At 62.5% G+C, this 25,555-nt stretch carries 28 protein-coding genes and 3 pseudogenes; 14 read left to right on the top strand and 17 right to left on the bottom strand.

The features are described 5' to 3' along the window. Window positions 1–104 precede the first annotated feature (104 nt). On the top strand, window positions 105–1,394 hold the full coding sequence (locus JQ572_RS21720) for an NRAMP family divalent metal transporter (RefSeq protein WP_211384871.1): 1,290 nt from the start codon (window positions 105–107) through the stop codon (window positions 1,392–1,394). Window positions 1,395–1,436: 42 nt separating this feature from the next. Here the strand turns inward: JQ572_RS21720 and JQ572_RS21715 are convergent, their stop codons facing one another. After that, window positions 1,437–1,706 (bottom strand): hypothetical protein, encoded by a 270-nt coding sequence (locus JQ572_RS21715; RefSeq protein ID WP_249129181.1) that lies wholly within the window; start codon window positions 1,704–1,706, stop codon window positions 1,437–1,439. A gap of 91 nt (window positions 1,707–1,797) precedes the next feature. On the opposite strand from JQ572_RS21715, the gene JQ572_RS21710 reads away from it, so the two are divergent. After that, complete coding sequence (locus JQ572_RS21710) at window positions 1,798–3,012, top strand: mandelate racemase/muconate lactonizing enzyme family protein (RefSeq protein ID WP_211384870.1); 1,215 nt, start codon at window positions 1,798–1,800, stop codon at window positions 3,010–3,012. A gap of 23 nt (window positions 3,013–3,035) precedes the next feature. Here the strand turns inward: JQ572_RS21710 and JQ572_RS21705 are convergent, their stop codons facing one another. The 4 genes and pseudogenes from JQ572_RS21705 to rocF form a co-directional block, all read right to left on the bottom strand. Then, the gene (locus JQ572_RS21705) at window positions 3,036–3,332 is read right to left on the bottom strand and encodes a hypothetical protein (protein ID WP_211385365.1); all 297 of its coding nucleotides are present in this window, start codon (window positions 3,330–3,332) and stop codon (window positions 3,036–3,038) included. 108 nt (window positions 3,333–3,440) lie between these two features. Next, window positions 3,441–3,977 (bottom strand): annotated as a pseudogene (locus tag JQ572_RS21700) (c-type cytochrome); the annotation flags it as partial. Continuing rightward, a pseudogene (gene soxC / locus JQ572_RS21695) lies at window positions 3,964–4,959 on the bottom strand (sulfite dehydrogenase); the annotation flags it as partial. The pseudogenes JQ572_RS21700 and soxC, both read right to left, overlap by 14 nt. A 72-nt stretch (window positions 4,960–5,031) precedes the next feature. Beyond that, window positions 5,032–6,009, bottom strand: coding sequence for an arginase (gene rocF / locus JQ572_RS21690; RefSeq protein ID WP_211384869.1), 978 nt, complete (start codon window positions 6,007–6,009; stop codon window positions 5,032–5,034). Between the two features lie 265 nt (window positions 6,010–6,274). On the opposite strand from rocF, the gene JQ572_RS21685 reads away from it, so the two are divergent. After that, window positions 6,275–6,535, top strand: coding sequence for a hypothetical protein (locus JQ572_RS21685; RefSeq protein WP_211384868.1), 261 nt, complete (start codon window positions 6,275–6,277; stop codon window positions 6,533–6,535). Window positions 6,536–6,633: 98 nt separating this feature from the next. Here JQ572_RS21685 and JQ572_RS21680 read toward each other — a convergent pair whose 3' ends face one another. Beyond that, window positions 6,634–8,037, bottom strand: a complete 1,404-nt coding sequence (locus JQ572_RS21680) for an NAD(P)-binding protein (protein WP_211384867.1) — start codon at window positions 8,035–8,037, stop codon at window positions 6,634–6,636. Window positions 8,038–8,256: 219 nt separating this feature from the next. Beyond that, window positions 8,257–8,664, bottom strand: a complete 408-nt coding sequence (locus JQ572_RS21675; protein WP_211384866.1) for a GFA family protein — start codon at window positions 8,662–8,664, stop codon at window positions 8,257–8,259. A gap of 122 nt (window positions 8,665–8,786) precedes the next feature. Between JQ572_RS21675 and JQ572_RS21670 the strand changes: the two are divergent. The 3 genes and pseudogenes from JQ572_RS21670 to JQ572_RS21660 all read left to right on the top strand — a co-directional run. Further along, window positions 8,787–9,410: pseudogene (locus JQ572_RS21670) on the top strand (ShlB/FhaC/HecB family hemolysin secretion/activation protein); the annotation flags it as partial. Window positions 9,411–9,565: 155 nt separating this feature from the next. Further along, entirely contained in the window at window positions 9,566–10,396 is an 831-nt protein-coding gene (locus tag JQ572_RS21665; protein WP_211384865.1) for an alpha/beta fold hydrolase, read from the top strand. A gap of 278 nt (window positions 10,397–10,674) precedes the next feature. Further along, on the top strand, window positions 10,675–10,995 hold the full coding sequence (locus tag JQ572_RS21660; RefSeq protein ID WP_211384864.1) for a c-type cytochrome: 321 nt from the start codon (window positions 10,675–10,677) through the stop codon (window positions 10,993–10,995). Window positions 10,996–11,153: 158 nt separating this feature from the next. On the opposite strand, the gene JQ572_RS21655 is transcribed toward JQ572_RS21660, so the two are convergent. From JQ572_RS21655 to JQ572_RS21645, 3 genes are all read right to left on the bottom strand, one after another. Next, complete coding sequence (locus JQ572_RS21655; protein ID WP_094972645.1) at window positions 11,154–11,495, bottom strand: phasin; 342 nt, start codon at window positions 11,493–11,495, stop codon at window positions 11,154–11,156. Between the two features lie 143 nt (window positions 11,496–11,638). Continuing rightward, a complete protein-coding gene (locus JQ572_RS21650) occupies window positions 11,639–11,824 on the bottom strand; it encodes a hypothetical protein (protein ID WP_211384863.1) in 186 nt (61 codons plus the stop codon). 392 nt (window positions 11,825–12,216) lie between these two features. Beyond that, on the bottom strand, window positions 12,217–12,681 hold the full coding sequence (locus tag JQ572_RS21645; RefSeq protein ID WP_211384862.1) for a hypothetical protein: 465 nt from the start codon (window positions 12,679–12,681) through the stop codon (window positions 12,217–12,219). A gap of 195 nt (window positions 12,682–12,876) precedes the next feature. On the opposite strand from JQ572_RS21645, the gene JQ572_RS21640 reads away from it, so the two are divergent. Beyond that, window positions 12,877–13,233 (top strand): hypothetical protein, encoded by a 357-nt coding sequence (locus JQ572_RS21640; RefSeq protein ID WP_211384861.1) that lies wholly within the window; start codon window positions 12,877–12,879, stop codon window positions 13,231–13,233. A 46-nt stretch (window positions 13,234–13,279) separates the two neighbouring features. Here the strand turns inward: JQ572_RS21640 and JQ572_RS21635 are convergent, their stop codons facing one another. Both JQ572_RS21635 and JQ572_RS21630 read right to left on the bottom strand, forming a co-directional pair. Further along, window positions 13,280–13,855: a hypothetical protein gene (locus JQ572_RS21635; RefSeq protein WP_211384860.1), complete on the bottom strand. Its 576-nt coding sequence runs from the start codon at window positions 13,853–13,855 to the stop codon at window positions 13,280–13,282. Between the two features lie 46 nt (window positions 13,856–13,901). Next, a complete protein-coding gene (locus tag JQ572_RS21630; RefSeq protein ID WP_211384859.1) occupies window positions 13,902–14,432 on the bottom strand; it encodes a GcrA family cell cycle regulator in 531 nt (176 codons plus the stop codon). Window positions 14,433–14,599: 167 nt separating this feature from the next. On the opposite strand from JQ572_RS21630, the gene JQ572_RS21625 reads away from it, so the two are divergent. Further along, entirely contained in the window at window positions 14,600–15,208 is a 609-nt protein-coding gene (locus tag JQ572_RS21625) for a S24 family peptidase (protein WP_211384858.1), read from the top strand. A gap of 107 nt (window positions 15,209–15,315) precedes the next feature. After that, window positions 15,316–15,591, top strand: a complete 276-nt coding sequence (locus JQ572_RS21620) for a hypothetical protein (protein WP_211384857.1) — start codon at window positions 15,316–15,318, stop codon at window positions 15,589–15,591. 40 nt (window positions 15,592–15,631) lie between these two features. On the opposite strand, the gene JQ572_RS21615 is transcribed toward JQ572_RS21620, so the two are convergent. Next, window positions 15,632–16,606 carry a quinone oxidoreductase family protein gene (locus tag JQ572_RS21615; RefSeq protein ID WP_211384856.1) on the bottom strand — a complete coding sequence of 325 codons (975 nt, stop codon included), beginning with the start codon at window positions 16,604–16,606 and terminating at the stop codon, window positions 15,632–15,634. 223 nt (window positions 16,607–16,829) lie between these two features. Here JQ572_RS21615 and JQ572_RS21610 point away from each other — a divergent pair, with 223 nt between their 5' ends. The 3 genes from JQ572_RS21610 to JQ572_RS21600 all read left to right on the top strand — a co-directional run bounded on the left by JQ572_RS21610 (window position 16,830) and on the right by JQ572_RS21600 (window position 19,507). Next, window positions 16,830–17,030 (top strand): hypothetical protein, encoded by a 201-nt coding sequence (locus JQ572_RS21610; RefSeq protein ID WP_211384855.1) that lies wholly within the window; start codon window positions 16,830–16,832, stop codon window positions 17,028–17,030. 147 nt (window positions 17,031–17,177) lie between these two features. Then, entirely contained in the window at window positions 17,178–18,125 is a 948-nt protein-coding gene (locus JQ572_RS21605) for an AAA family ATPase (RefSeq protein WP_211384854.1), read from the top strand. A 5-nt stretch (window positions 18,126–18,130) separates the two neighbouring features. Then, entirely contained in the window at window positions 18,131–19,507 is a 1,377-nt protein-coding gene (locus JQ572_RS21600; protein ID WP_211384853.1) for a vWA domain-containing protein, read from the top strand. Between the two features lie 4 nt (window positions 19,508–19,511). Here the strand turns inward: JQ572_RS21600 and JQ572_RS21595 are convergent, their stop codons facing one another. Then, entirely contained in the window at window positions 19,512–19,712 is a 201-nt protein-coding gene (locus JQ572_RS21595; protein ID WP_211384852.1) for a hypothetical protein, read from the bottom strand. A gap of 351 nt (window positions 19,713–20,063) precedes the next feature. On the opposite strand from JQ572_RS21595, the gene JQ572_RS21590 reads away from it, so the two are divergent. Next, window positions 20,064–20,285, top strand: a complete 222-nt coding sequence (locus JQ572_RS21590) for a hypothetical protein (RefSeq protein ID WP_211384851.1) — start codon at window positions 20,064–20,066, stop codon at window positions 20,283–20,285. 21 nt (window positions 20,286–20,306) lie between these two features. Here the strand turns inward: JQ572_RS21590 and JQ572_RS21585 are convergent, their stop codons facing one another. From JQ572_RS21585 to JQ572_RS21575, 3 genes are read right to left on the bottom strand one after another with little or no spacing between them, the layout of a single operon-like run. After that, window positions 20,307–21,698: an NCS2 family permease gene (locus tag JQ572_RS21585; RefSeq protein ID WP_211384850.1), complete on the bottom strand. Its 1,392-nt coding sequence runs from the start codon at window positions 21,696–21,698 to the stop codon at window positions 20,307–20,309. Window positions 21,699–21,711: 13 nt separating this feature from the next. Then, on the bottom strand, window positions 21,712–23,589 hold the full coding sequence (locus tag JQ572_RS21580) for an adenine deaminase (protein ID WP_211384849.1): 1,878 nt from the start codon (window positions 23,587–23,589) through the stop codon (window positions 21,712–21,714). 1 nt (window position 23,590) lies between these two features. After that, entirely contained in the window at window positions 23,591–24,253 is a 663-nt protein-coding gene (locus JQ572_RS21575) for a TetR/AcrR family transcriptional regulator (RefSeq protein WP_211384848.1), read from the bottom strand. A gap of 224 nt (window positions 24,254–24,477) precedes the next feature. Here JQ572_RS21575 and JQ572_RS21570 point away from each other — a divergent pair, with 224 nt between their 5' ends. Continuing rightward, entirely contained in the window at window positions 24,478–25,491 is a 1,014-nt protein-coding gene (locus JQ572_RS21570) for a formamidase (protein ID WP_211384847.1), read from the top strand. Window positions 25,492–25,555 lie beyond the last annotated feature (64 nt).

Below are 25,555 nucleotides of genomic sequence, written 5' to 3'. Positions count from 1 at the left end.
CTTAGCATAATCGGAAATGGCAAGGAGCCAATCGCCTGTCAGGAACCTTTGTTCCCTCGCTGGCATTTGCTTTCAACCGCCGCACCGATCGAGGTTCTTCTTCCATGAGCGACAGCGCCCTCACGCCGACGAAATCCGCGCCGACGCTGTTGCAGAGACTGGGGCCGGGCCTCGTCACCGGGGCCGCCGACGACGATCCGTCGGGCATCGCCACCTATTCGCAGGCCGGCGCGCAATTCGGCTACGGACTGCTGTGGACGGTTTTTCTGACCACCCCGTTCATGATCGCCATTCAGCTCGTCAGCGCACAGATCGGCCGGGTCACCGGCAAGGGACTCGCCGCCAACGTCATGCGCATCGCGCCGCGCTGGGCGGTGCTGGCGCTCGTCGCCATGCTCGTCGCCGCGAACACCTTCAACATCGCCGCCGACATCGCGGCGATGGCCGAGGCGCTTTCGCTCGTGATCGGCGGCCTCAACCACGAGCACGCGCTGATCTTCGCGGCAGGATCGACCATCCTCCAGGTGTTCCTGCCCTATCGCCGCTATTCGCCGGTGCTGAAATTCCTCACCTTGGCGCTGTTCGCCTATGTCGCAACCGCCTTCACCGTGAAGATCTCCTGGAGCACGGCGCTGCTCGCGGCAGTGTGGCCGAAGGCGAATGTCAGCCCCGACTATTTCATGATGGTCGTCGCCGTGCTCGGCACCACGATCAGCCCGTATCTGTTCTTCTGGCAGGCCTCGCAGGAGGTCGAGGAGATGAACCAGGGCAAGCGTGACAAGCCGCTGCGCGAGGAAACGCAGCGCAAGGGCGATCCGGAGCTGGCGCGCATCCGGGCCGATACCATCGCCGGCATGCTGCTCTCCAACGGCATCGCCTTCTTCATCATCCTCACCACCGCCTCGGTACTGCACGCCAACGGCGTCACCAACATCGGTTCGGCGACGCAAGCCGCCGAAGCACTGCGCCCGCTCGCCGGCGACTTCACCTTCGCCCTGTTCGCGCTCGGCATCATCGGCACGGGCCTGCTGGCGATCCCGGTGCTGGCGGGCTCGGCCGCCTACGGCGTCGCGGAGATCTTCGGCTGGCGCGCGACGCTGGAGGCGAAGCCGGACGAGGCGGTCGGCTTCTACACCATCATCGCCGCGGCAACCATCATCGGCTTCGGACTCGGTTTCACCGGGATCGATTCGATACATATGCTGGTGTGGAGCGCCGTGCTCAACGGCATCGTCGCCGTTCCGATCATGGCGATGATGATGCTGATCGTCTCGAGCAAGGCAATCATGGGCCGCTTCAGGGCCCGGTCATGGCTGATCGCGCTGGGCTGGCTCGGCACCGCGCTGATGGCGCTGGCCGTGCTCGCGCTGCTGGCCTCGTCCGCGATCGGCTGATCAGCCTTGCCCCAAGGACAAAATGAGCCTTGGCCCGCCGCGCTATTCCACCCCTTGCGCGACGTGCTGATCGGCCGTCAGAAACTGATCGGAAATGGCGCCCCCGCCCATCGTGAGCAGCGCCAGAATCGAAATCACGGCCAAGAATTTCATGGCGGCAGGATCGGTCGCGATTGTGGCCAAATAAGCCTGAGCTTGGCGCAATTTCGGGACGACCCCGGAAAAGATCATGGCGATCCCCACCGGATTCCACAGAATTTTCCAGCTCAAAGGGCCGAATGGCGTGTCCTGACGCGACTTGGCGGGCTTCACGACGGCCGATCGTTAGCTTAACAATTGAGGCTGGGCTCGTGCTTGCGAAGTCACAAGAAAAACAAGGCCCGGCCGGGCGACAGGGAGCGACATGACCAAATCATCAAGAGCAACAAGTCTGGAAATTCTTGCCTGCGATGCCGGCTGGAGAAACTACCACTTCGTCAAGCTGACCACCGAAGACGGGATTGTCGGCTGGAGCGAGTTCGACGAGGGCTTTGGCTCGCCCGGCGTCGGCGCTGCGATCCAGCGCCTGTCCGCCCGTGTTATCGGGCAGAACGTTTTCCAGCACGAGCGCATCTACGCCGAGCTGTTCGCGGCCACACGTCCCGCCGCCGGCGGCGTGGTGGCGCAGGCACTTGGCGCGACCGAGAATGCGCTGCTCGACGCCAAGGCAAAGTGTCTCGGCGTGCCCTGCTACGAGCTGCTCGGCGGCAAGATCCGCGATCGTATCAGGGTCTACTGGTCGCATTGCGCCACATGGCGGATCAACCACCCCGCCTGGTACAAGCCTCCGATCGAGAACCTCGACGGCGTCAAGGCGATGGGCCGCGAGGTACGCGAGCAGAAATTCACCGCGCTCAAGACCAACATCTTTTCCTATGATGATGGCAAGCCGACCGGTTGGCGGCCCGGCTTCGGCTCTCCGTTCGCCCCAGAGATCAACGTCGACCGCAAGATCCTGCGCGACCTGCGCATGCATCTGGAAGCGATCCGCGACGGTGCAGGCCCCGACGTCGACATCCTGCTTGACTGCAACTTCAACGCCAAGACCGAGGGCTATCTGAAGATCCTGCGCACCATCGCGGACCTCGACATGTTCTGGATCGAGATCGACAGTTTCAATCCGGAAGCGCTCGGTTACATCCGCCGGCAAAGCCCGCATCCCATCTCGTCCTGCGAGACTCTTTTGGGCTTGCGGGAATTCCTGCCCTATTTCAAGGAGCAAGCCATGGACGTCGCGATCATCGACACGCCCTGGAACGGCGTCTGGCAGTCGATGAAAATCGCGGCCGCCGCGGAAGCGTTCGAAGTCAACGTAGCTCCCCACAATTTCTACGGCCATCTCTGTTCGATGATGAACGCGCATTTCTGCGCCGCGGTGCCGAACCTGCGCATCATGGAGATCGACATCGATCGCCTGGCGTGGGACCGCGAGCTATTCACGCATGAGCCCGAGATTGCGAACGGCCATCTGGTCATTCCGGACCGGCCCGGCTGGGGCACCGATCCGAACGAGGAAGCCCTTCGCGCGCATCCGCCCAAGGCCAGCGGCGGACTTCTCAACTACGGTCGCAAGAGCTGAGGCCTATCAAGAGTTGAGGCGTATCACGGCGTCACGGGATTGACGGTCGGGGACGTTTTCGGCCCCGGCCGTTCCGGCTCGACCGGCGATTTTGGTTGGGTCGGAAGCACCTTGGCGCCAGCAGCGTGCGCGGCCTCACCGGTGGTATGATACATCGCGACATGCGCCGGTTGCGTCTTGGCCCGGTTCCACGGCCCGTGGTCGACGATGAGCATCGCAGCAATCGTCAAGGCGGCCACGATCAACGCGATCACGCCGGGATGGCGCAGCGCCGAGGACATGGAGTTTGCGAAGCGATCAGTTGCCATCGAAGGACCCATACTGTTTTCCTCTCGCGGGTTAACGCAAGCGCGTCCCGCGAGTTCCGCCCTTCGCTTAAGCAAGTCCCGCGCCACCGCGCGGAACTCGCTCATCACGATACGTTCACTTTTCACGTCGGGGCGCGCATCGCCGAGGAACCTGTCGCGGTTCGGCATTTTGACCGCTGCAAGCGATTTGGCATCGAGCGTCGCATTCGCTCCCACCAGTCCATTCAGGTTCAAGATGTACGCAGACACTGCATAAACGTCCTCCTCGCTCAGCGATTGCGGCGCGTTCTGCGGCATCGCACGGCGGATGTAATCGAACAGCGTCGGCGCATAGGGCCAATAGCTGCCGACGGTTCGAATGGGCTTTGGCGTTCCGATCGTGTCCTGCCCACCGACAAGCCGATCACCCAGCCCACCCTCGCCCTTGTCGCCATGGCATGATGCACATTGCTGGGCGAACACCTCGCGTTCATGGCTGACCGAGCCACTTCCCTTCGGCAGATTGCTGCCATCGCGCCCGATATCGATGTTCCAGCCCGCGATCTCAGCTGCCGTTGCAAGCCGCCCGATGCCGTAGGAAGTTTGCGCCCGCGCTTCAGTTGCCCAAGCGCTGAACAGGATCGCGAAGGCAATGCCGAAAATCTCATGCCAGCGCATTGGTCACCTCGCCGCCGGCCGCAACGCGCCAGGGCCAGATCGCGTTGTTGTGGTAGAAATAGTTCTCGCCGCGAACCGCGAGCAGCTCGGCAAGCGTCGGCTGCACATAACCGGTCTCGTCGATCGCGCGGCTCTGGATCACGGCAGGCTTGCCGTCCCGTCGCCAGGGCAATCGAAAGCGCGCGAGGGCCCGCGTCAGCACCGGATCCTGCAATTGCGCGTCCTGCCAGCTCATGCCGTCATCGACGGACACCTCGACCCGCGCGATCTTGCCATGCCCGCTCCAGGCAATGCCGGTGATCTCGTGGAAGCCGGGCGCGTTCAGACGCTGGCCGCCGGACGAACGCGTGATGATCGACTTCGCCTCCATGTAAAACGAAAATTCGCGCGCCGTCCCGTCCGGCAGGAGGTCGGTGTATTTCGAGGTCTCCTCGCGCGAATAAACCGGCTCCGCAGTCACATGCAGGCGCCGCAGCCACTTCACGCTCATATTGCCTTCGAACCCCGGCAGGAAGAGCCGTAGCGGATAACCCTGCTGCGGGCGGAGCCGTTCGCCATTCTGGCTGTAGACCAGAAGGGCGTCCTCGAGGCATTTCTCGATCGGGATGCTGTGGGTCAGCGCGGCCGCGTCGGCGCCCTCGGCGACGACCCATTTGGCCTCCGGCTTCAATCCAGCCTCCTGCAGCACCAGCTTGAGGCTCACCCCGGTCCATTCCGCACGACGCACCAGACCGACAAGGTCCGATGCCGTCTTGCCGTAAGGCTTGCTGTAGCCGGGATTCCCGGAACATTCGATAAAGTGGATGCGCGATTCCGATGGGAAACGCCTGAGATCGTCCATCGTGAAGATCAGGGGGCGCTCGACCAGCCCGTGCAGCATCAGCCGGTGCTGGGCCGGATCGATGGTCGGCACGCCGCCATGATGCCGCTCGTAGAAGAGTCCGTTCGGCGTGATGATGCCATCGAACTCCTGCAATGGCGTCCATCTGGGCTGATCTAACTCCGCTGGCCGTGACAGCGGTTCTCTTCTTCGCACGCACAAAGGGCCCGCGTTTCATTCGCCCGGCGCGATCGCGTTGCTGGGGGTCGGCCGGTCGGCGATCTGCTGGCCGAACAGGCTGCCGATCAGTTCGACCGCGGTGCGCGCGGTGCGGCCGCGCTCGTCGAGGAACGGATTGAGCTCGACGATATCGACCGATCCCACCACGCCGGAATCGTGCAGAAGTTCCATGATCAGATGCGCCTCACGATAGGTCGCGCCGCCCGGCACCGTCGTGCCAACGCCTGGCGCGACGCAGGGATCGAGAAAATCGACGTCAAAGCTGACATGCAGCACGCCATCCCTCGCCTTGACGCGTTCGATGACGCGGCGGATCAGCACGGCGACGCCGAACTCGTCGATCTGGCGCATGTCGACAACCCGGATTCGGCGCGTGCGCATCAGCTCCTTTTCGAGCTTGTCGATCGAACGCGCGCCGAACAAGTCGAGCCTGTCCGGATCGATCGAGGCGCGCGGATCATTGCCGAGCAGTCCGTCGAGGCCGGGTTCGCCGCACAGGAACGCCGCCGACATGCCATGCATGTTGGCGGTAATCGTCGTCTCCGGCGTGTTGTAGTCGGCATGGGCATCCAGCCACAGCACGAACAGTTCGCGTCCGCGCTCCCGCGAGTGACGGGCCATGGCATTCACCGATCCCATCGACAACGTGTGGTCGCCGCCAAGAAAGATCGGCAGCGCACCGGTTTTCGCGATCTCGTAGCCTCTCAGGCTCAGCACGCGCGTCCAGCGCTGGATCTCACGGTAGTGATTGGCTTTTTCGGGGGGCGTGTCTGCGAGATCCCGAAGCTCGGCGACCGAGAGATCGCCGTAATCGACGACTTCGAAATCCAGGCTTTCGAGCAGTGTCGCAAGGCCCGCGGTGCGGAGCGCAGCAGGCCCCATCAGGGTGCCGCGTTGCGAAGCTCCCATGTCGATGGGGGCACCGAGCAAGGCGATGCGCCGGGCTCGATCCGTCGTGGTCCGATCGGTCACAGCAGCCTCCTGAGATCGGCAAGGTTAAGCCAGCCTAACAGAGATTCGCATCCGTCGTTTCACGGGGAAGGCCACGCTCGGGCGGATCATCCCGGAACAAAATCCCGCGCCCCGCATTGCTTATTCAAGGCCGGTACCCGCCGTAAGAAACACGGCGCCTGTCGCGGATAGCCAAAGGTCATGCGACCCGCTGTTCAAAACGAGCGCTCGCGCGGATAGCCAAAGGTACCGGCCTCCGTCACACGATCAGCCCGGAGTCGCACGCTTGAGCACCGAGATCCCGCAGTCCGATTCCAAACCCGGCATGGCCGAGCGCGCCATCGATGCAGCGACGGACGTCTCCCGCACGGTGGGTGAAGTCGCTGGTGGGCTGCATGCAGCTGTCGACCGCCTGGGCTCTGCAATCGAGGAAGCGCGAAAGCCCGGCCGGCCCCTCTCCACGGTTGCGGCGATCACGCGCGAAGCGCCGCTTGCCAGCCTGTTCGTCGCCTTCCTGTTCGGCGTCGCGGTTGCGCGTCGGCGCTAGGGCGTGTGCTCACCAAGCGGCAGGCCGCCTGATGTCCGGAGAGCGGAAGGCCTCCGAGGTCGCAGGTCGGCCAGAAGCTGACCTCGCGAGTGCACCGGTCACGAAGCCTGGTGCGTCGAATCGAGTTCGGCGATAATGCGCGCCAGGTTTGCCGCAGCTCGTGGACGCGCTTCTCGCAGACGCTCAAGAATGCGTGTCCCTTTAGGACTCGACGCTACGCCGGTGTCCGGGAAGCCGGTGCCAGATAGCCTGTGCTCGTCGATCCAACGACGCAGCTCCTTTTCGGTCGTCCATCGTCGCTCATTTCGCAAAGTCGCGATCATGGTGCTGAGAAAGTCTTCGGCGACCTCAACTGACGGAATTGGCGCACACAAATCGTTCTTGATCGCGTCATCGTTATAGGATGCTTCCACATGTGCAATGAAGGCCGCGCTAAAACTGAGACGTCCGGGACGTACTTGCTGTAGCGTGATCTGATCCGCATTGAAGATCGGAACCGCAGGGCGTTTTCTGAATCCTTTCGCGGTACAATCGACATAGAGATCGTCCGGCGCGGCATCGACATTGCCTCTGTCAAGGACAATGGAGTCGCGCTCGATCCGCCTAACACGCCCCTTGCGCACCACGTCCTTGATGGTGCCCAACGCTTCCGCTTCGAGTATCGAAAGCGTAGCTCCGCGAAAAGCCGTCGGCCAGATCGTCCGATCGATGCGCAGTATCTGACCTCGTTTTTCCAGACGCTCGAAGAGATCGGCGACCGAAGTGGCCTCGGCCGCTGCCTCAAACAGATCGGCCGTTCCGCCAACAGTACGCTCGAAAAATGCATCTCCGGGCTGCATCATATCGCGATTTCGTACCCAGGAATCTTGTGGCACGATCCATCGGATACTTTCTGGCCGGGCGCCCATCTGCTGTAACCAGATACAGACATCCATCGCTGTTTTGCCACCTCCGAGGATAACGCGTCGTTCGTGTCCGGGCGCATACATGGGCAGCAGGTTAGGCGTTGTAAGCTCGACACCTTCGGCAACTTGAAAAGATGGAGTGTGCGTCGAGGGCACCTGTGTGTCCTGGAACGTGGCGTTCACGAGCCTCTTGCCAAATGCGACCTGTTGCATTGTGCCTGAGAGGCGAGAAATAAACCGTCCGTGCCCCAGGTACTCACACATCGGAAAATACTGGACACGGCCGGATGGAAGAAATCTCTCTTGCATCAACTTGTCGAAATAACTGACGATCTCCGCACCCGAGGCCAATTCATAATAACCCCTGTTTAGGCCGGATACGTCGATGCAGTCGTTGCCGAGGCGTCGTGAGCCCACGCCATAAAATGCAGATGGCGCGTGCAGGCGGACAAACGAATAGGCGTCGTTCCAATGGCCACCAGGCAGGTGATGTCTATCAACGATGACAATGCTTGCATTGGTTTCGGTCAACAACTGATCTGCGAAGCTCATGCCCGCGGCACCGCTGCCGATGATCAAATAGTCGGTCGTCAGCATTTGCTAAATGCTCCTGGTGCCTACCCCAGACGCCGCATCTCGGCTTGCCGCCTCGGCGTGATGTCTGCCGTCGGCGAAAATATGTCTTAATTGTCAGAGAATGGAAACGGGCGCGAGCGAAAATCGCAGGCACTTTGGGCTGAATGTCCAGTTCAGGTCAATCGCAGACCGATCGCTGCGGCCAACGGCCATCAGGTCAAGATTGCCGGTCTGGTCGATCTAAGGCTGCTTCTCGAACGTTCGCATCGAATCGACATGTTTAAGCCAGGGCTGAGCGGAGCGAGACCACCACTGCGTATGGGGGACGATCTGGTCGCGTTGACGAATGGATCCCACGCGGATGGCGAAGACCTTGGGGCCTGCTCCGAGCGCCGTAGCGTAGATATGCGTTCCACATTCCGGGCAAAACGCCTGTGGCCTCTTGTTGCCGCTTTCGGCGGTCTTGACGTAAATTTTCGGTTCGCCCGAGAGCAACCTGAAATCGTCTTCCTCCGCGAAGGCATGCACGCGAAATGCCGAGCCGGAGAACGTCTGGCAGTCGGTGCAATTGCACAGCAGGGTCTTGTCCGGCTCGATCTTGGCTTCAAAGGTGATGTATCCACAGTGACAACGCCCGTCGATTTTCATCCCAATCCTCCGCAGCGCGTTTCATGCGAGAGCCCGTGCAAACGTGCGCATGAGGCTCAGCATGCATTTTTGCGCAGAGACTTTAGCATCAAATAAGCCAGCCAGCACGTCTGGTTTGGGTCGCCGACTACCGGCTCCAGGATCGTTTCGGCGGCATCAACTTCGCGACGTTGACCTACCGCCAGGGCCTCGACATCTTCGGTGCCTCCCATTTCGACGACGATCTGTTGTCGCGGGATGGCGCATCATCGAACTTCTCGGTGCTGAACCTCTGGTTCACGCGCTACCAGACACTCAACGACGCCTGGTCGCTCAAGCTCTCCGCGGCGAGCCACACGGCGTCGCGGCCGCTGTTCACCTCGCAGCAATTCTATCTCGGCGGCGCGGCCTTCGGCCGGGGCTACGGTGCAGTCGAGATCAGCGGCGACAACGGTCTTGCCGGCTCGCTCGAACCGCGCTTCGACCAGAAGCTCAATTTCCGCTACTGGACGGGCTATCAGCTCTACGCCTTCGGCGACGCCGGGGCAGTCTGGAACGACGGCTATCGCCCGAGCGGCGGCCTCTCTCTGACATCGGCCGGAGCAGGCGTGCGCTTCTTCCTGCCAGACGATCTCCAGGCCGACCTCGCTGTGGCCGTCCCCCTAAGCTATCGGGCGCCCGACAACGAACGCCGCAGTCCGCGCTTGCTGTTTACGCTGTCGAGCGCGTTCCGGCTCTGCCCGGAACGCGGCAAGGGCGGCTGCCTTTGGTCCAACGCCCATCGCGCGGCCCCCCGGATGCAGCCCCTTTTGGGGCATTGCTCACAGACTTGCCTAAATTTAATCCCGTAACCTTCTCACGATCGCTCGACCCGGGCGGTCACAATGGCCATGTTCAGTCAAACGTGATTTGAGACGAGACCATGAAAAGGGTGTTTGCAATTCTGGCGCTTCTCTGCGTCCTCGGCGTCGGCCAGTATTTCGTCGTCAGCCGGTTCGCGATCCGCCATGAGCTTTTGACCCTGTTCGACGCCGCGCGCCAGCGGCCGATCTCGGTCGAAATTGCGGTGCGGCGTGACTACGAGACCAAGGCCAATCTCGGCCTCTGGAAGCTCCCGCTCGCCATCATCAGCAACGGCAACACCGTGAAGGCCACCGAATATTCCTTCCTCGCCAACGTGCTCGCCGCACGCGGCTATCTCGTTGCCAGCATCCAGCAGGACTTGCCGAGCGATCCGCCGCTGATGACCCAGGTCGGCCAGCCGTATGTCGGACGGCGCGAGGTCTATATCCGCTGCGAGGCCAACATCCTCTTCGCCCTGGGTGAGCTGAAGAGGCGGCAGGAGAACGCCGACTACGACCACATCACGCTCGTCGGGCATTCCAACGGCGGCGACGTTTCGATGTATGTCGCCCACCAGCACCCGGAGCTGGTGTCGAAAGTGATCACGCTCGACAATCTGCGGGTGCCTTTCGTGCTCAGCGACAACATGAAGATCCTGTCCTTCCGATCGAAGGATCCGCATTTCGTCACCGATCCCGGCGTGCTGCCAACGCCGGAAGTGGCCAAGGCGCGCGGCATCGACATTGTCCACACTGGCGCTCAGCATACCGAGATGAGCGATCGCGGGCCCGATGCGGTCAAGGAGAAGATCCAGGCGACGCTCGACCGATTCCTGCGCGACAGCGCCAGCAGCGCGCTCGCGCCGGCCGATACGAAGAGCCCGATGATCATGAACCCCGGCGACTATTAGCCGGGGGACGCCTTGCGGCAGATCAAGGCGCCTCCGGACCAGCCACGATACAGAGAGCCTCACAATCTCGGAGAGGCACGTGTCGCAGTCCATCGAAAGCCTTGATACGAAACGTTTGGGCTTGCGCGCGACAAGGACACCTGGATTCGCGCGGCATCTCTATCGTTCGGTCCGCAGGCTGCTGCGGTCGATCGTCGCCCGCATCGATCTCTCCCAGTTTCCGGGATCGTGCTGCGGATGAGCACAGTGGCCGCAAGCGAACGCATGAAGGTTGCCCGATGCACCAGCATTTGAGACGAATCTGCCTGTTGCTTGCCGTGGCCGCGGGCTTCGGCACGTCGTCCGCTCTAGCCGCCGATGCCGGTCACGGTGCCGACCTGGCCAAGCGCTGGTGCGCAAGTTGCCATGTCGTGGCGGAGGGCCAGGCCCAGGCAAGCGCAGACGTCCCCTCCTTCGCGTCCGTTGCGCGCCGGCCGGACTTCAGTCCGGAGAAGCTCGCCTTCTTCCTGCTCGACCCACATCCGAAGATGCCGAGCTTTCCCTTGAGCAGGACCGAAGCCGGCGACATCGCGGCCTATATCGGATCGCTGCGTCCGTAGAGCGCCAGCCAAGCGCGACACCTGTCACAAAATGCAAATCCCTGCCGGAGGACCGGCAGGGATCAGCAGGATGATGGACGGCGCATGAGCTCGAGTCGGCGGCCCATCATGGAGTTGCGCCAGCATCGAGCTGCGGATTCCATGCCGCCCAGGATCAATCAGGACTTGCCCTTGCCAGGTTGCATGAGGCTGCCGGTCATCTGGCGCATGTGGTCTCCGGCGCTGGTGAACTGGCTGCGCAGGAAATCGGATTGGATTCGCATCGCTTCCTGCAGGTCGGTGGCATGAACGAGCTTGCGTGCATGCTCAAACGCCGACTTCATGTTCTGCTCGGTGAAAACGAGGGCCTGCTTCGACACTTCCGTCCCCGCGCCCGGAACGGACGACATCGATTTGGTGGCGGCTTCGAAAAACATGCCGAACGCCTTTTCGGCCTGGTCAATCGTCTTCTCGGCCAGGTCGCGCAGTTCGGCCGGAACTTCGAGCTTCGGTTCGATCATGATCGCACTCCTCCCTTTTTCTTAACTGAATACCACACTTGCCGGATTGCCTACCAGCGGCCAGCCGGGGGCAAACGTCGCCCTGCGGCCCGCTTCAGGGAGGAAAACGCGGGACAAGGCGTGAGGCCGGCGCGTGGCCTGGCTCAGGACAGGGGGTGCTCGGGGAGGGATTCGTCGGTGGCAAGGTCTTCAACGAGCTTGATGACCTCAAAACGCTGCCGGGGTGCGAGCTTCAAAAACGCGCGGAGCAGGCGCAGGCTTTCGACGGTGCTGCCCGCAGGCGCGCCGAGCTTGAGGTGCAGCTCAGCCGCGAAATTGAGGTTTTTCATCTCGCACCTATGACAAGCATCGGCCTTCGTGATCCGACGTCGAGGGTCCCACTCGATAACCGAACGCCATAACCGGATGGCATGGCGACGGCGAACTCTCGGCCGGGAAACCCGGCGGGTTAGCACGCTGAACGACAATATCCCGAACCGACGGGCTCGACCGAACAGGTTGCAATTATGCCAAGCAACAACCCTTCCGGCAAGTCCAACGGTCGGCATAGCGATGCTTTGTCTGCATCGCAGCACGGCAATTCCGGATAACAGGAATATGAAGCGCCGTCACCCACCTGCGTCAAGAAGCGTCATTCATACCGCACACGAACCCGCCTGCAGTCAAATCGGCGGTGCATTTCGCTCTGTTTCGGATGTGAATGGACATTGGCGAGTGCGAATTAGTGCTTCTTCAGCGTATACACGTAATTGTTGAGTCCGATCTCTGCGGTTGTATCGTCGACGAAATGAATGTCGATCTCACACCCGGTCTCCAGCGTCCGGATCCGCGCAGCGGTGAAGCCGAGCGAGGTGGCAAGCGCCTTGGGATCGACCTTCCTGTCGGCGCGCCGCATCTCATCGAATGCCCCCTGGAAGACCATGTCGGGGCCGTAATACGTGACCTTGTATTGCGGATTTTCACAGGCAAAGGAACGGGGTCCTGATATCTCTCTCGCCTTGAAGACAACCGCTTTTCCGATCAGCCGCGCCTGCTCGGTGCCATCAGGCTTGTGTTGAGGATCGGCCCATGGCGCGACCACGGCGGCCGTGAATGTCCAGCTGCCGATGTAGAACGGATCGGCTGCCGCCGCAGAGCCTGCCGCACCAAGAGATGTGAGAAGGCAGACGATGCCGGTGAATTTCATCTGCTCCGTCGCCTTGCGCCGTTGGAATTGGACGCAACTCTTCGCATCGGGGTTCATCGGTCGCCGAATATGTTTCCGCCCGTGAACCGTTGTTGCAGAGAGCACGACAGAGCGGTTGCGGAACAGTCACTCAAATCAAGCGCGCCATGGCCGATGGACGAATCCATTCGGGCGCCGCCACCAAAGGACGACGGCATGCTTTCTCGCTGCGATCTCATCAAGGGCGCCGCAGTCGCGCTTCTCACCCTTTCGATACCAGGCACATGGGCGCAGGAGACCAAGATGAACCTGTTCAAGATCGTCACCATCAAGGACGAAATCGTCGTCGGATTGTCGGCGGAGGAGCTTCACGCGCTCGGCGGCATTGATGCTAGCGCGGTTGCACACGCTCTGGCGCAGAAGGGCGATCTCACCGTCTGGCAATACAACGTGCATCGCGGTCCGAACGGGGAATTGCAGCAGGCGCCGACTGCCAGGATCGGGCTTTTGGCGAACGCCTCGCTGCGCGTCGAGCCCTATACCACGCCCTACCAGATCCTGCCGCATCCCTGAGCAGCAGGTTGGCACGCCGGCGGTCGCCATGGCAGGCGTGCCGTTGTCATCTGCGCTGCCCTGCACGCTGTTTCCCCGCATCCGTCGCAAAGCCATAGATCAGTGCCAGCCGATCAAGGCATTCACGAAAACGCCTCGCAAAATAGTCGTTCCAGCGCTGCGTCCGGACGGCGCGACGCTGCCCGATCTGGTCCATGGTCAGGCCGAGCACCAGCACGTCATGCACCAGCGCAGCGCCGTCGGTGCCGAGTTCGCGCTCGATCCGGTTGAGCCGGAGCACCGCCTGGCGCTGGCTTTCGGTGACAGGCTCGCGCGTGCGCGCGCCATCGACATATTCTCGGGTCGGGTCCATCGCCTGAGGGCCTCGCTCCGCCATCTCCCAATCGCTCTGGAAGGCACGTCCACTGCGGTATTGTGCCTCATCGATCTGATGGTGCGCGTGCAACCGGCCGAGCGGATCGCCGCGGATCGACCGCACGGCCACAATCTTCTCTCCGGGGTCGAGCGCCAGCGGATTGTCGATCTCGACCTCGGCCACTTCGGCATTGAACGGCACCTCGCGCGAGCGGCGGTCGTGGATATTCGCCAATTTGTAGGACTTGTTGCGTCGGACGCGAGCCACTTGGATACTCCTTGTGAAATTGACGATCGAGCGGGTGACTACGAGGTCAGGCAGCGGAGACCAGCCTCAGCATCACGGGACCGGCGATGCGGGCGGCCTCGGCTCCAGAACGGCACGTCAGGCTCGCATGCGGCGTGCAATAGCTCGAGCCCGGCTGGCGCGGGTGCCCGCAGAAGGCAATCTCCTCCCCCTCCCTGTCGCCGCCATAGGGATAGCGGCAATCGCCGCGCGCGAGTTCGACCAACGGGATCAGGCGCGGCTGGACCCCGACGCAGCGCAACTTGGCCCGCGCAGGCTTCATTGCGGATTTCGGCGGTAAGTTGAGGTTCGGCAACGCCGGACGGGGCGGCGCGATAGGGCGGGCTCCTGACGGCAAAGATGGCACGATCGATGGACCCGTCATCCGCGTCGGTGCGGCGAGCCCAAGCCGCTTGGCGCGGCCAGCCACCGCGTTGCGCGTGTAAGCCGTTCCAAACCTTGCATTAATCTGCCTTCCGATCTCCGCATAAGACATGCCCTTGAGAAAATAGTCGCGAAGCGCGTCGGAGTGCTCCGACGGCCAATGGCCCGGTTCCATGCTGCTGTCCTGTGATGCGCCTCCTCCGATCGCACGATCGCGAGGCGAAACGCACATTCCGGTATTCCGAAACCGAAGTCAAGCAATAATTCTGATATTCATAATTGCATCAATTCCGAATTTCGGATTACAAGAGGGTGAGACGGCGCGCAATCAAGGGAATCAGCATGTTGGACGTTGCAATGATCGAGCGGGGCCTGGAAAAGACAGGCAAGAGCAAGGGCGGCTTGGCGGCGGCCATGGGCGTGCGACCCGGCGCGGTTTCGGAGATCCTCGGCGGCGAACGCCTGGTAAAGGCGTCGGAAATCATTCCGATCATGGAATACCTCGAGCTCAACCTCGCGCCGATCATGGGCCGCGTCGGCGCCGGCGCTGTGATCGAGCCGGACTACGAACAGGTTCCCCCGGAAGGCCTCGGCGATATCGCGCTGCCCTTCCCGATCATGGAAGAGACCGTCGCATTCGAGATCGTGGGCGATTCGATGCTGCCAAAATACGAGAGCGGCGACGTGATCGTGGTCTACAAGGATCAGCGCCATCCGCTGTCGAGTTTCTACGGCGAAGAGGCTGTGGTCCGGCTCAAGACCGGCGAGCGCTACCTGAAGACCATCGAGCGGGGCAAAACCCCTTCCGTCGTCAATCTCAACAGCTTCAACGCTAAGCCGATCGTCGGCGTGAAACTCGAGTGGGTGGGAGAAATCTGCCTGTCGATGCCCAAGGGCCAGCTCGAGCGGCTGCGCGCCAAGTCTGCGCGCCCCCGCAAAAAGGGCAAGTAGGAGGCCAGTCAAGACTTCCGATTTTCGAAAATCGCCCTTGACTTAATTCCGTTTTTCGGAAATACTCCTGCCGCGCTCCCGGTCACGGGGCGCGGCAGGATTGTTTCATGCAGTATTTCGTCGTGATGATCGACTATGGGCGACGCGGCCGCGAGGCGGTGGTCGATCCCGAGATCACAAGGCGCGAGGTCATCTCCCGCGTCACTTCGGGTGAATATCAGAACATCTCGTTCATCCACGAAATCGTGGAGAACTCGGTCGAGGACGTCACCGAGGCGATAATGAACGAGGCCGCCCTCCCCCAGATTCCTCCTGAAGATGTCGACCTTCAGGCGATCCGCCTCGATCACGCCCGCGACCTGCGCAAGCACGAACGGACGTGACGCAGGCCCGGGCGGCCTGCGTCAGCGCCCGTTCGGCAGATCACACGGTGAGAACGGTCGATCCCGTGGTCTTGCGCGCGGCAAGATCCGCATGCGCCTTGGCGGCATCCTTCAGCGGATAGGTCTGGTGCACCTCGATCTTGACCGCGCCGGACTTCACGACGTCGAACAGTTCGTTAGCCATCGCGACCAGGTTCTCGCGCTTGGCGGCGTAGGTGAATAGCGTCGGCCGGGTGACGTAGAGCGAGCCTTTCTGGGCGAGCAAACCGAGATTGAGCGGCTCGACGGCACCGGAGGACGCCCCGAACAACGCCGCGACGCCGAGCGGCGCGAGACAGTCCAGCGACTTCAGGAACGTATTCTTGCCAACGGAGTCATAAACAACCGGCACTTTCTTGCCCCCGGTGATCTCGTCGACGCGCTTCACGAAATCCTCGCGCGTGTAGATGATGACATGATCGCAACCATGCGCCTTGGCGAGCTTTGCCTTCTCGTCATTGCTGACGGTGCCGATCACGGTCGCGCCGAGATGCTTGGCCCACTGGCTCAGGATCAGTCCGACGCCGCCGGCGGCGGCATGCAGCAGGATGGTGTCGCCGGCCTTCACGCGATAGGTCTGCCGGATCAGATATTGGGTCGTGAGCCCTTTCAGCATCATCGCCGCTGCGGTCTTGTCGTCGACGCCATCCGGCAGCTTCAATAGCCGGTCGGCGGGAATCAGCCGCGCCTCGGAATAGGCGCCGAGCGGCGAGGCGCCATACGCGACGCGATCACCGGGCTTCAGGTCGGTGACACCGGGCCCGACTTCCTCCACGGTTCCGGCCGCTTCGCTGCCAAGACCGCTCGGCAATTCCACTGGATACACACCCGAGCGATTGTAGATGTCGACGAAGTTGAGACCGACAGCTGTGTGGCGAATTCGCGCCTCGCCCGGCCCAGGCTTGCCAACACTGACCTCCTCCCAGACCAGGACTTCCGGACCGCCGGTATTGCGAAAGCGAATGGCATGCGTCATGGGTTGCTCCCTTATCGTTGCGGTAAAGTCCGTGGAAAGCGGATCACCCTGTGAAATAGGCATTTGGTCCGCCCCTTACAGTACAGCGACGTAACAAGAATGTCACAGCGAACGACAAACGCCCATCGTTCCGCCTCTGTTCGAAAGAGTTGATCTCAGGCTTGGGCCGACCGGCAGTAGCCTTTGTGCGGGGTTTGGTGGTCGCCTGCGAAGGAGAGCCGAGATGCCAGCTTATGTACAGCATCATCAGGATATCGAGATCGCGCCTGTGATTTGCCCGTCCTGCATGGGATTCCTGCCGATGTATGTGCGGGAGGTCGAACCGCATTGGAGCCTTGCCAAGATCGACTTCGTCTATGAATGCGCCGATTGCGGCGCCGAGGTCAGACAGACCATCCGCAAGCCGGAACTGCTGCGGCACTGATCGCGCGGCCGGTCGGTCGCCCCCGAATTTGCGTTGAGCGGAAAAAGCGCCGTCCGTGCGGGTCTGATGTCTCCCAAACGAGGCTTGTTCTTTGCCGGGAACGCGGGCAGAACAAGCCCCAAGCAAGACCTTTGGGAGCGCTCTTTCGTGGCTGAACAGAAGCCCTCGATCGCGATCGAGGCAGTCGAGAGCGGCCTCGCCGCGCAAGGCTATATCGCGAGCCGGCAGATCGCTACGGCCGTCTATTTGTCGCAACAGATCGAGAAGCCGATTCTGGTCGAGGGCCCCGCGGGCGTCGGCAAGACCGAGCTCGCCAAGGCGATCGCCGCCTGGCGCGGCATGAAAATGATCCGCCTGCAATGCTATGAGGGCCTCGACGAGGCCAAGGCGCTCTACGAGTGGAAGTACGCAAAACAGCTTCTCTACACGCAGATCCTCAAGGACAAGCTTGGCGAAGTTCTCGGCGGCGCGCAGACGCTGCACGCCGCACTGGCGCAGCTCCACGATTTCGGCGACGTGTTCTTCTCCAAGGAGTTCGTCGAACCACGACCGCTGCTCCAGGCCCTGGAACAGCCGGGCGGCTGCGTGCTCCTGATCGACGAGATCGACAAGTCGGATGCGGAATTCGAATCCCTCCTGCTGGAAATCCTCTCCGACTTCCAGGTCACGATCCCCGAGCTCGGCACCGTCTCGGCGATCACGCCGCCGACGGTGATCCTCACCTCCAACAGCGAACGGGATCTCGGCGACGCCCTGAAGCGGCGCTGCCTGCATCTGCATATCGGCTTCCCCGAGCAGCGGCTCGAAGAGCGCATCGTCGAGAGCCGCGTGCCCGGCATCTCGCAGACGCTAAGGCGGCAGATGGTCGGCTTCATCCACGAGATCCGCTCGCTCGACCTCAAGAAGCTGCCCTCGGTCAGTGAGACCATCGACTGGGCGCGCGTGCTGGTGCTGCTCCAGGCTTCCGAGCTCGACACGGACATCGTCAAGGACACGCTCAACGTGCTCCTGAAATACGAGGCCGACATAGAGGCGGCCCAGCCTCAGATTACGACCTTCATTGCCAAGGCAGCACGATCCAACGTCTTCGGTTGACGCCGATGCGCGAAAACCTCCATCGTTTCTTCCGCGCGGCGCGGGGCGCCGGCGTCCATGTCTCGCCCGCCGAAAGCATCGATGCGATGCGCGCGGTTGCGCAGGTCGGCATGTCCGACCGCGCCATCCTGCGCGACACCCTTCTGTTGACCCTCGCCAAGTCGCAGGACGAGAAGCTCGCGCTCGGGGATTGTTTCGATCTGTTCTTCAGCCAGCCGGAGCCGCGGCAGGATCAGCCCGAGGCCGACAGCAACGCCGCCTCGCAGGATGCGGATCAGTCGCCCTCGTCCAGCTCGGCCAGCGAAGCGGGCGAAGGACAGCCTCCCGAAGGCTTGGGCCCGCTTGCCCGGATGCTGCTGTCGCAAGATCGCAATGCGGTCGCCGCCGCCATCGCCAGCGCTTCCGGGGCAGCCTCCCTGTCCGACATCCGCTACTCCACGCAGCGCGGCATCTTCTCCAGCCGCATCCTCGACGCCATGGGCCTCCAGCGCCTGCGCGACGATCTCGACGAGCTGACCGCGTCCAACCCGGCACTGGCCGAGCGGCTTCGGGCCGCGCTCGATGCGTTGCGGGAAGCCGTGCGCGATACCGTTGCGCAGGGGCTTGCACTCTATGCCCGCGAGGAGGCTGAAAACCTCCGCAACGAGATCCTGCGCAATGCACCGCTGGCCCGCATCGAGCGGCGCCAGGTCGCCGAGATGCGTGCCCTGATCCGCCAGATCGCGCGGCGCCTGCGCGAACGCTATTCGAAACCGCGCAAGCGTCAGCGCCGCGGCCATCTCGACGTTCGCCGCACACTGCGCCGCAACGCGGCCTGGGGCGGTGTGCCGTTCCTCACCGCCTGGAAGCGCAAGCACCGCGACCGGCCGAAGATCGTCGCACTGTGCGACGTCTCCGGCTCGGTCGCGCAGGTCTCGGATTTCTTCCTGCTCCTGATCCACTCGCTGCACGAGGTGGTCGACGACGTCCACTCCTTCGCTTTCTCCTCGCATCTGATCGAGGTCAGCGAGATCCTGGAGAAGAAGTCGCCGGAAGAGGCGATGGCCGAGATCATGTCCAAGGTCGGCTTCGGATCGTCCGACTACGGATCCTCGCTGGTCGATTTCGAGAAGGACTTCATGAGCACGCTCACGCCGCAGACCACGGTGATCGTGCTCGGCGATGCCCGCAGCAACAATCTGGACCCGCGCGCCGACATCCTGCGCCGCGTCTCCGAACGCTCGACGCGCCTGGTCTGGCTCAATCCCGAGGGGCGGCTCGCCTGGGGTTTTGGCGATTCGGAAATGCCGCGCTACGCGACCTTTTGCAGCATCGTCCGCCAATGCGCCACCGCGCAGCAGCTCGAGCGCGCGGTGTCCGATATCGTGGCGACCTATCAGTAAGTCTTCACGTCACTGCCGACGTCAGTTTCGCGCAAGGCTCCGTCCGAGCCACATTGCACTCTCGGAAGTGATAGGCGATCTCGTCAAGCGCGCGCTGCTCCCATTCCTGGGCTTGCGCGAGCCAGAAGATCCGGCGCTCAGAATCGAGCGCGGCGCGCTCCCGGCACAGGGATTCCTGACTGCGAATTTCCACCAGCCTGTTCATGCACTCCACTCCTGCTGTGTGAAGCCATTCCCCGCGAATCAGCGTAACAGAGTCCCGCAACCTTCGTCTCATGGTTTCTGTGCGTATTGCGACGCGGAATGGGACAGCAGCGCTTCCCGTGCAGCGCGGTAGCTCGCGGCGCAATATCAAGTCTTCATCATCAATGTGTGATCGCGGCGCGGGACGAAATTCGCGCCCGACCGATCTTAACTGTTGTGGCGCAATGAAGTGCGGCAATTCGTGAAGAGGCGTTCTAGACAGATCACCGAATTCCCGACTCATTGTCGTCGCACGGTCTTCACGCAGCGCCGCTAACAGGGGCGCACGAACGGTACTATCGCTTGAGGCAACATGAGCAACGACGTCGACTTCGATCTTTCGCCGGAGCAATGGGAAGCCTTGCGCGCACTTCGCAAGCCGGCGTCAAGCAGTCGCCTCTCGAAGGCCTATCTCATCGAGAGCCTCGTCAAGCTTGGTCTTGTCGTCGTCAGCGACGGCGTACCTGCAATGACGCCGAATGGCCGCAAGGTGCTGGTACGCGGATCGTGTCGCCTACTGGATCTCGCGGCATAGGCTTCCGCGACGTCGATGCATCTAGAATATCTGCGCGATCACGATCGCGTAGGCAACGAACACCACACCAAGGCCCCAGACCATCGCGGGAATCTGCGATCTCCGGCCCATCGTGACCTCCAGCGCGATATGGCTCAACGTGCCCAGGGCCATGCCGTTGATCAGATTGTTGGTCAGTACGGTAACGAGCAACGTCAGCACGATCGGCACCGCATTGACGAGATCGGTCATGTCGATGCGGGCGAGCCCCTGCATCATCAAGACGCCGACGAGCACGAGTGCCGGCGCGGTGGCTTGCGGCGGGATGATGACGAAGACCGGCCAGAAGAACAGCGCGAAGCAGAAGAACGCTGCGACCGTCAGCGAGGTCAGGCCGGTGCGACCGCCGGCCTGCACGCCGGTGATGGATTCGATATAGGCCGTGACGACGGAGGTACCGAGCAGCGGCCCCACGATTGACGCCGTCGCATCCGTCGCAAATGCGGCGGTGGCGTTCGGGATCGAACCATCGGGCCGGCGCAGATTGGCGGCGCCCGTCACGCCGATCAGTGTGCCGAGGGTCGAGAAGAATTCGGCGCAAAGGAAGTAGAACAGGAGCGGCAACGCCACGATGAAATGGCTGAAGAGATAGCCGAAATCGAGCGCCATGAAGGTGCTCGTAGGCCAGCGCGGCCACGACATGATGGCCGAGGGCACTGACGTGACCATCTTGCCGTTCGCGCCAGGAACGAAAAGGCCGATCAGCGTCAGCACCGCAATCGACAGGATCAGCGCGGCTGGTACCCGGCGCACCACCAGTACCGGTGTGAGCAAGAGACCGAACAGGGTCAACAGCACCGATGGGCTGCGCAGCGATCCCATCGCAATATAGGTCGAGGGATTCTGCACCACGAAACCGGCGCCGCGAAGCGCGATGAAAACAATGAGCGTGCCAACGGCCGCCTGGATGCCGATCTTCAACGCCTCTGGAACATCCCTGGCAACGCGCTCGCGCAGCTTCGACAGGCTGAGGATCAGGAACAGGACGCCGGTGAAAGCAACCATGGCAAGTGCGCCTTGCCATGGCATGCCCATCTGCTTGACGATCACATAGGTGAAGATGACGTTCGAGCCCATGGCCGGGGCAACGGCGAGCGGCAGATTGGCCCAAAGTCCCATCATCGCCGAACCGAAGATGGCGGCAAGTGCGGTGGCGCTGACGAGATCGGCTCGATCCATTCCGGCGTTGGACATGATCGCAGGGTTCACCGCGATGATATAGGCCATCGCGGCGAACGTGGTCGCGCCCGCCATCACTTCTCGGCCAACGCTGGTGTCGCGCTCGGTAAGGCGGAAGATGCGGTCGAGCGAACCTCTGGCCGGGTTCGACGTCGGCTCCGCGGAAGCCGGTTGCGGTTGCGTCATCTCGTTCATCGCAGTCGCTCCTCTACCAGACCACCGGGTGCACTTCGCCGGTCTGCACGTTGATAAATCCGAGCGGCGCCTGCTCGCAGGGCGCGACCAGAACCCAGCTCCAGGGCGCGCAGGTCAGCGTCGCGAACATCAGGCGCTCGGGAAATCCGGGATACCAGCGCGGACGGAAGGTCGGCTCGTACATCCAGTCCACCTTGCGGCCCTCCGCGTAGAGTGCCTGCATCTCCGCATCGAGCGCCTGCGCCGAGCGACAGCTCATCAATCCGCCGACCTCGAACCGCACGGTGGCGACGAGCTCGCCTTCGCGCACCAGCGCCCATCCGCCTTGACGTTCGACCAGCGCGTTCACGGCCTTGGCCATCGCAGCGTCGGACGAGCCGACCACCCAGATGTTGTGCTTGTCGTGCGCGACCGAGCAGGCAACCGCGGTATCCGGCGTGCGCGGTCCGCAGCCGCGCCAGAACATCTTTGCAACCCGGCCGTCGCCGGAGAAGCGATCGACGATCGCAAACTTGGTGATGGCCTCGCTCTCATCGCGCTGCACGGCGCCGTCACGCACCGGCAAATCGAGGGTGTAGAACTCCGGATGCCAGTGGAACGGGCGGATCACGGCGGCTTTCATCGTGGCGCGGCCGGGTTCAGCCGGCAGCTCGAAGTCCTTCGGCTCAATCGTACGCTTGATATTCACCGTCCTGGTCGCCCAATCGGGCCAGGAGATTTCGGGGACCCTGCCCAGATAGCGCTTGCCTTCGGACACCTGCGCGCCGTCGGCCCAGACCTCGGTGATGGTCAGCTTGGCGACATCCGATAGCAGCACAACATCGCCAAATCGCCCCGGCGCGAGACTGCCGACGAACGGCGTGATGCGCATGTGACGCGCGGGATTGATGGTAAGACACTGGATCGCGACTTCCGGCGCGAGACCGGCCTCGATCGCCACCCGCGCGTTGTGATCGCTGGCGCCGAGCTCGAGCGTATGGCTGGCGCTGCGGTCGTCGGTGGTGAAGGCGATCTGCGACCAGTCCTGCAGACCCTTGGCGAGCAGCCAGGCGACGATCTCGGACATGGCGTAGACGCGCAACTCGATGAAGAGGCCGCGGGTGAGCTTGTCCCAGGTCTCCTCCGGCGTCTGCACTTCATGATCGGAGGCGAGGCCGGCCGCGGCGAAGGCGTTGATGGATGGCAGGTCCCGCAGACCGGAGGCGTGGCCTTCGACGACGCCGCGGGCCGCGAACGTGGCCTCGATCATGCCCCATAACCGTTTGTAGGACGGGTTTTCCGGATTCCAGACCGCGGGCCAGTCCATCACCTCGTCAAGCCCGGTGACCATCAGGCTCTCCGCCATGAAGCGCGCCTGCTCGTCGTGGCCATACCAGCCGCCGCCCCACTCATACGCCGTGGGCGGCACCGCCGATCCCGGTTGCGGAAAGATCTTCAGCGGCGATCCGCGACGACGTGCCTCGAACCAGAATTCGAGATTACGTGCGCCGTTGACATTGGAGAATTCATGGCTCGCCTCGCACGTCCAGGTGTTGCCATGGGGCAGCACCAGCGCCGCTTCCCATTCCGGCGTCAGATGCGAGCTTTCGATATGCTTATGGACTTCGCCGAAGCCGGGAACTGCTGCGAGGTCGGGACGATGCACGCGCTCCCGGACCTCGCCCGGATAACTGCCGGCCGGCCCGACCCATGCGATCCGTCGGCCCTTGAACACGATTTCCTGATCATCGCTCCAGGTGCGGCTGTGCACGTCGAGCAGCCGGCCGACCCGCAAGGAGCGATCTGCCGGACGGCGGCCGAGCGCCGTCAGCACCAGATCCTGGCGGATGCGAATCTCATCAGGCGCGTTGATCAGGAGGTCGTCGGGTATCGCATTCATGGCTCGCCTCATTCTACGCCGGCACCTTCGACGTTGCGGTTCGCTTGCGGGGCGATTTGCCGGCCTTGCCGCTCCGTACCGCAGCGGCATCGCGCTGACGGACATCGTTCAACAGGGTCCTGAGCGCCCACTCGATCGCATCGGCGATCTCCGCGCTGGACATGCCAAAGTCCTCGCGCATCGCATTCCAGGCCAGCACGTTGTTGAGATAGGACGCGAGCGCCTCCGCCTTGCGGACCTCCTTCGCGGGGAGATGTCGCACCAGGGGCGCCATCGCCCTGCGATGCTGATCGATCAGGTGCCGCCGGAATCCGGCGCGCACGCGGCGGCCCGCCCGCGTCACCGCAATGGCGCGCGCCAGATGCGGATGACGATCGAACCGCTTGCAAAGCTTCCGGAAAATATCAGGCAGCTCGTCGGGCGAAGTGAAGGGAATGTAGCTGAAGACGTTGTCCTCGATCCATTCGCCGGCCGCTGCAAACAGCTCCGCGCGGGTCTTGAAGTGCCGATAGATGGTTCGCTCGGCCACCTTCGCGCGCTTGGCCACCGCGGCCATGGAGATGTCGTCAGCCGCCTCATCCTCCAGCGTCTCGACAAAAGCCGCAACGATGCGCTGCCGCGTCATCTCGGCATACTCGTCACGAAGGCTGGCGATGTGTCGCTTTGCTGTACTCATGTCATAAGTCTGACATTGAGCGGATTGGAGGGTCAAGCCGAGACTTGAGGCACGCCCCGCCGCAACAATGGGCGTCAGCCGCCTGAGGGGAGCGCCCACGCGCCCTCGCGCGACCGACTTTCGCACGTCGCCTGAAAAATAGACTTTTGCGCCTCACCAAAATCGGATTTGCTCTGCCGAGAACTGCGCGCAGAGGCGCCGCGCGGACGGCAAGGGAGCTAAATATGAACGGGCTTGGCGGGCTGAACAAATCTCCCAACGGCGTCGTCATCGGGCTGGTGCAGTTGCAGTTGCCGAATGTCGTGACCCGCGCCGACCTGGCGAAGCAGACCGAGCGCATCGTCTGGATGGTCGGCAAGGCCCGCCGCAATCTCTCCACCATGGATCTGGTGGTCTTCCCCGAATATTCGCTGCACGGGCTCTCGATGGACACCAATCCCGAGATCATGTGCCGGCTCGACGGACCTGAGGTCGCGGCTTTCAAGAAGGCCTGCATCGACAACCGGATCTGGGGCTGCTTCTCCATCATGGAGTTCAACCCGCACGGCAACCCCTACAATTCCGGCCTGATCATCGATGACCACGGCGAGATCAAGCTCTATTATCGCAAGCTCCATCCCTGGATTCCAGTCGAGCCGTGGGAGCCCGGCGACGTCGGCATTCCCGTGATCGAGGGCCCCAACGGCGCAAAGATCGCACTGATCATTTGCCATGACGGCATGTTCCCGGAGATGGCGCGCGAATGCGCCTACAAGGGCGCGGAGATCATGATCCGCACCGCCGGCTATACCGCACCGATCCGCGAAGCCTGGCGCTTCACCAACCAGGCCAATTCTTTCCAGAACCTGATGGTCACAGCGAATGTCTGCATGTGTGGCTCCGACGGCTCGTTCGATTCCATGGGTGAAGGCATGATCGTGAATTTCGACGGCAGCGTGCTGGCGCATGGCACCACCGGGCGCGCCGACGAGATCATCACCGCCGAGATACGTCCCGATCTGGTGCGCGAGGCCCGCATCAATTGGGGCGTCGAGAACAACATCTACCAGCTCTGGCACCGCGGCTACGTCGCGGTGAAGGGCGGAGCGATGGACTGTCCCTACACCTTCATGCAGGACATGGTCGCGGGCACCTATCGCCTGCCCTGGGAGGATCAGGTCAAGGTCACCGACGGCAGCTCCTGCGGCTTCGCAGCGCCGACTCGGATGTTCGGCAAGGCCGCGAAGGCGGCCGAATAGGCATTTCCAGCCAAGACCGCGACAATCTGGCACGGTAGTTGCTCCTTTTGACGATCGAGACGTC

Source organism: Bradyrhizobium sp. SZCCT0153, assembly GCF_018129995.1.
In the GTDB taxonomy this organism is placed as follows: domain Bacteria; phylum Pseudomonadota; class Alphaproteobacteria; order Rhizobiales; family Xanthobacteraceae; genus Bradyrhizobium; species Bradyrhizobium japonicum_G.
The sequence above is the reverse complement of the archived record's forward strand: the minus strand, read 5'-3'. Positions and strand labels throughout refer to the sequence as shown.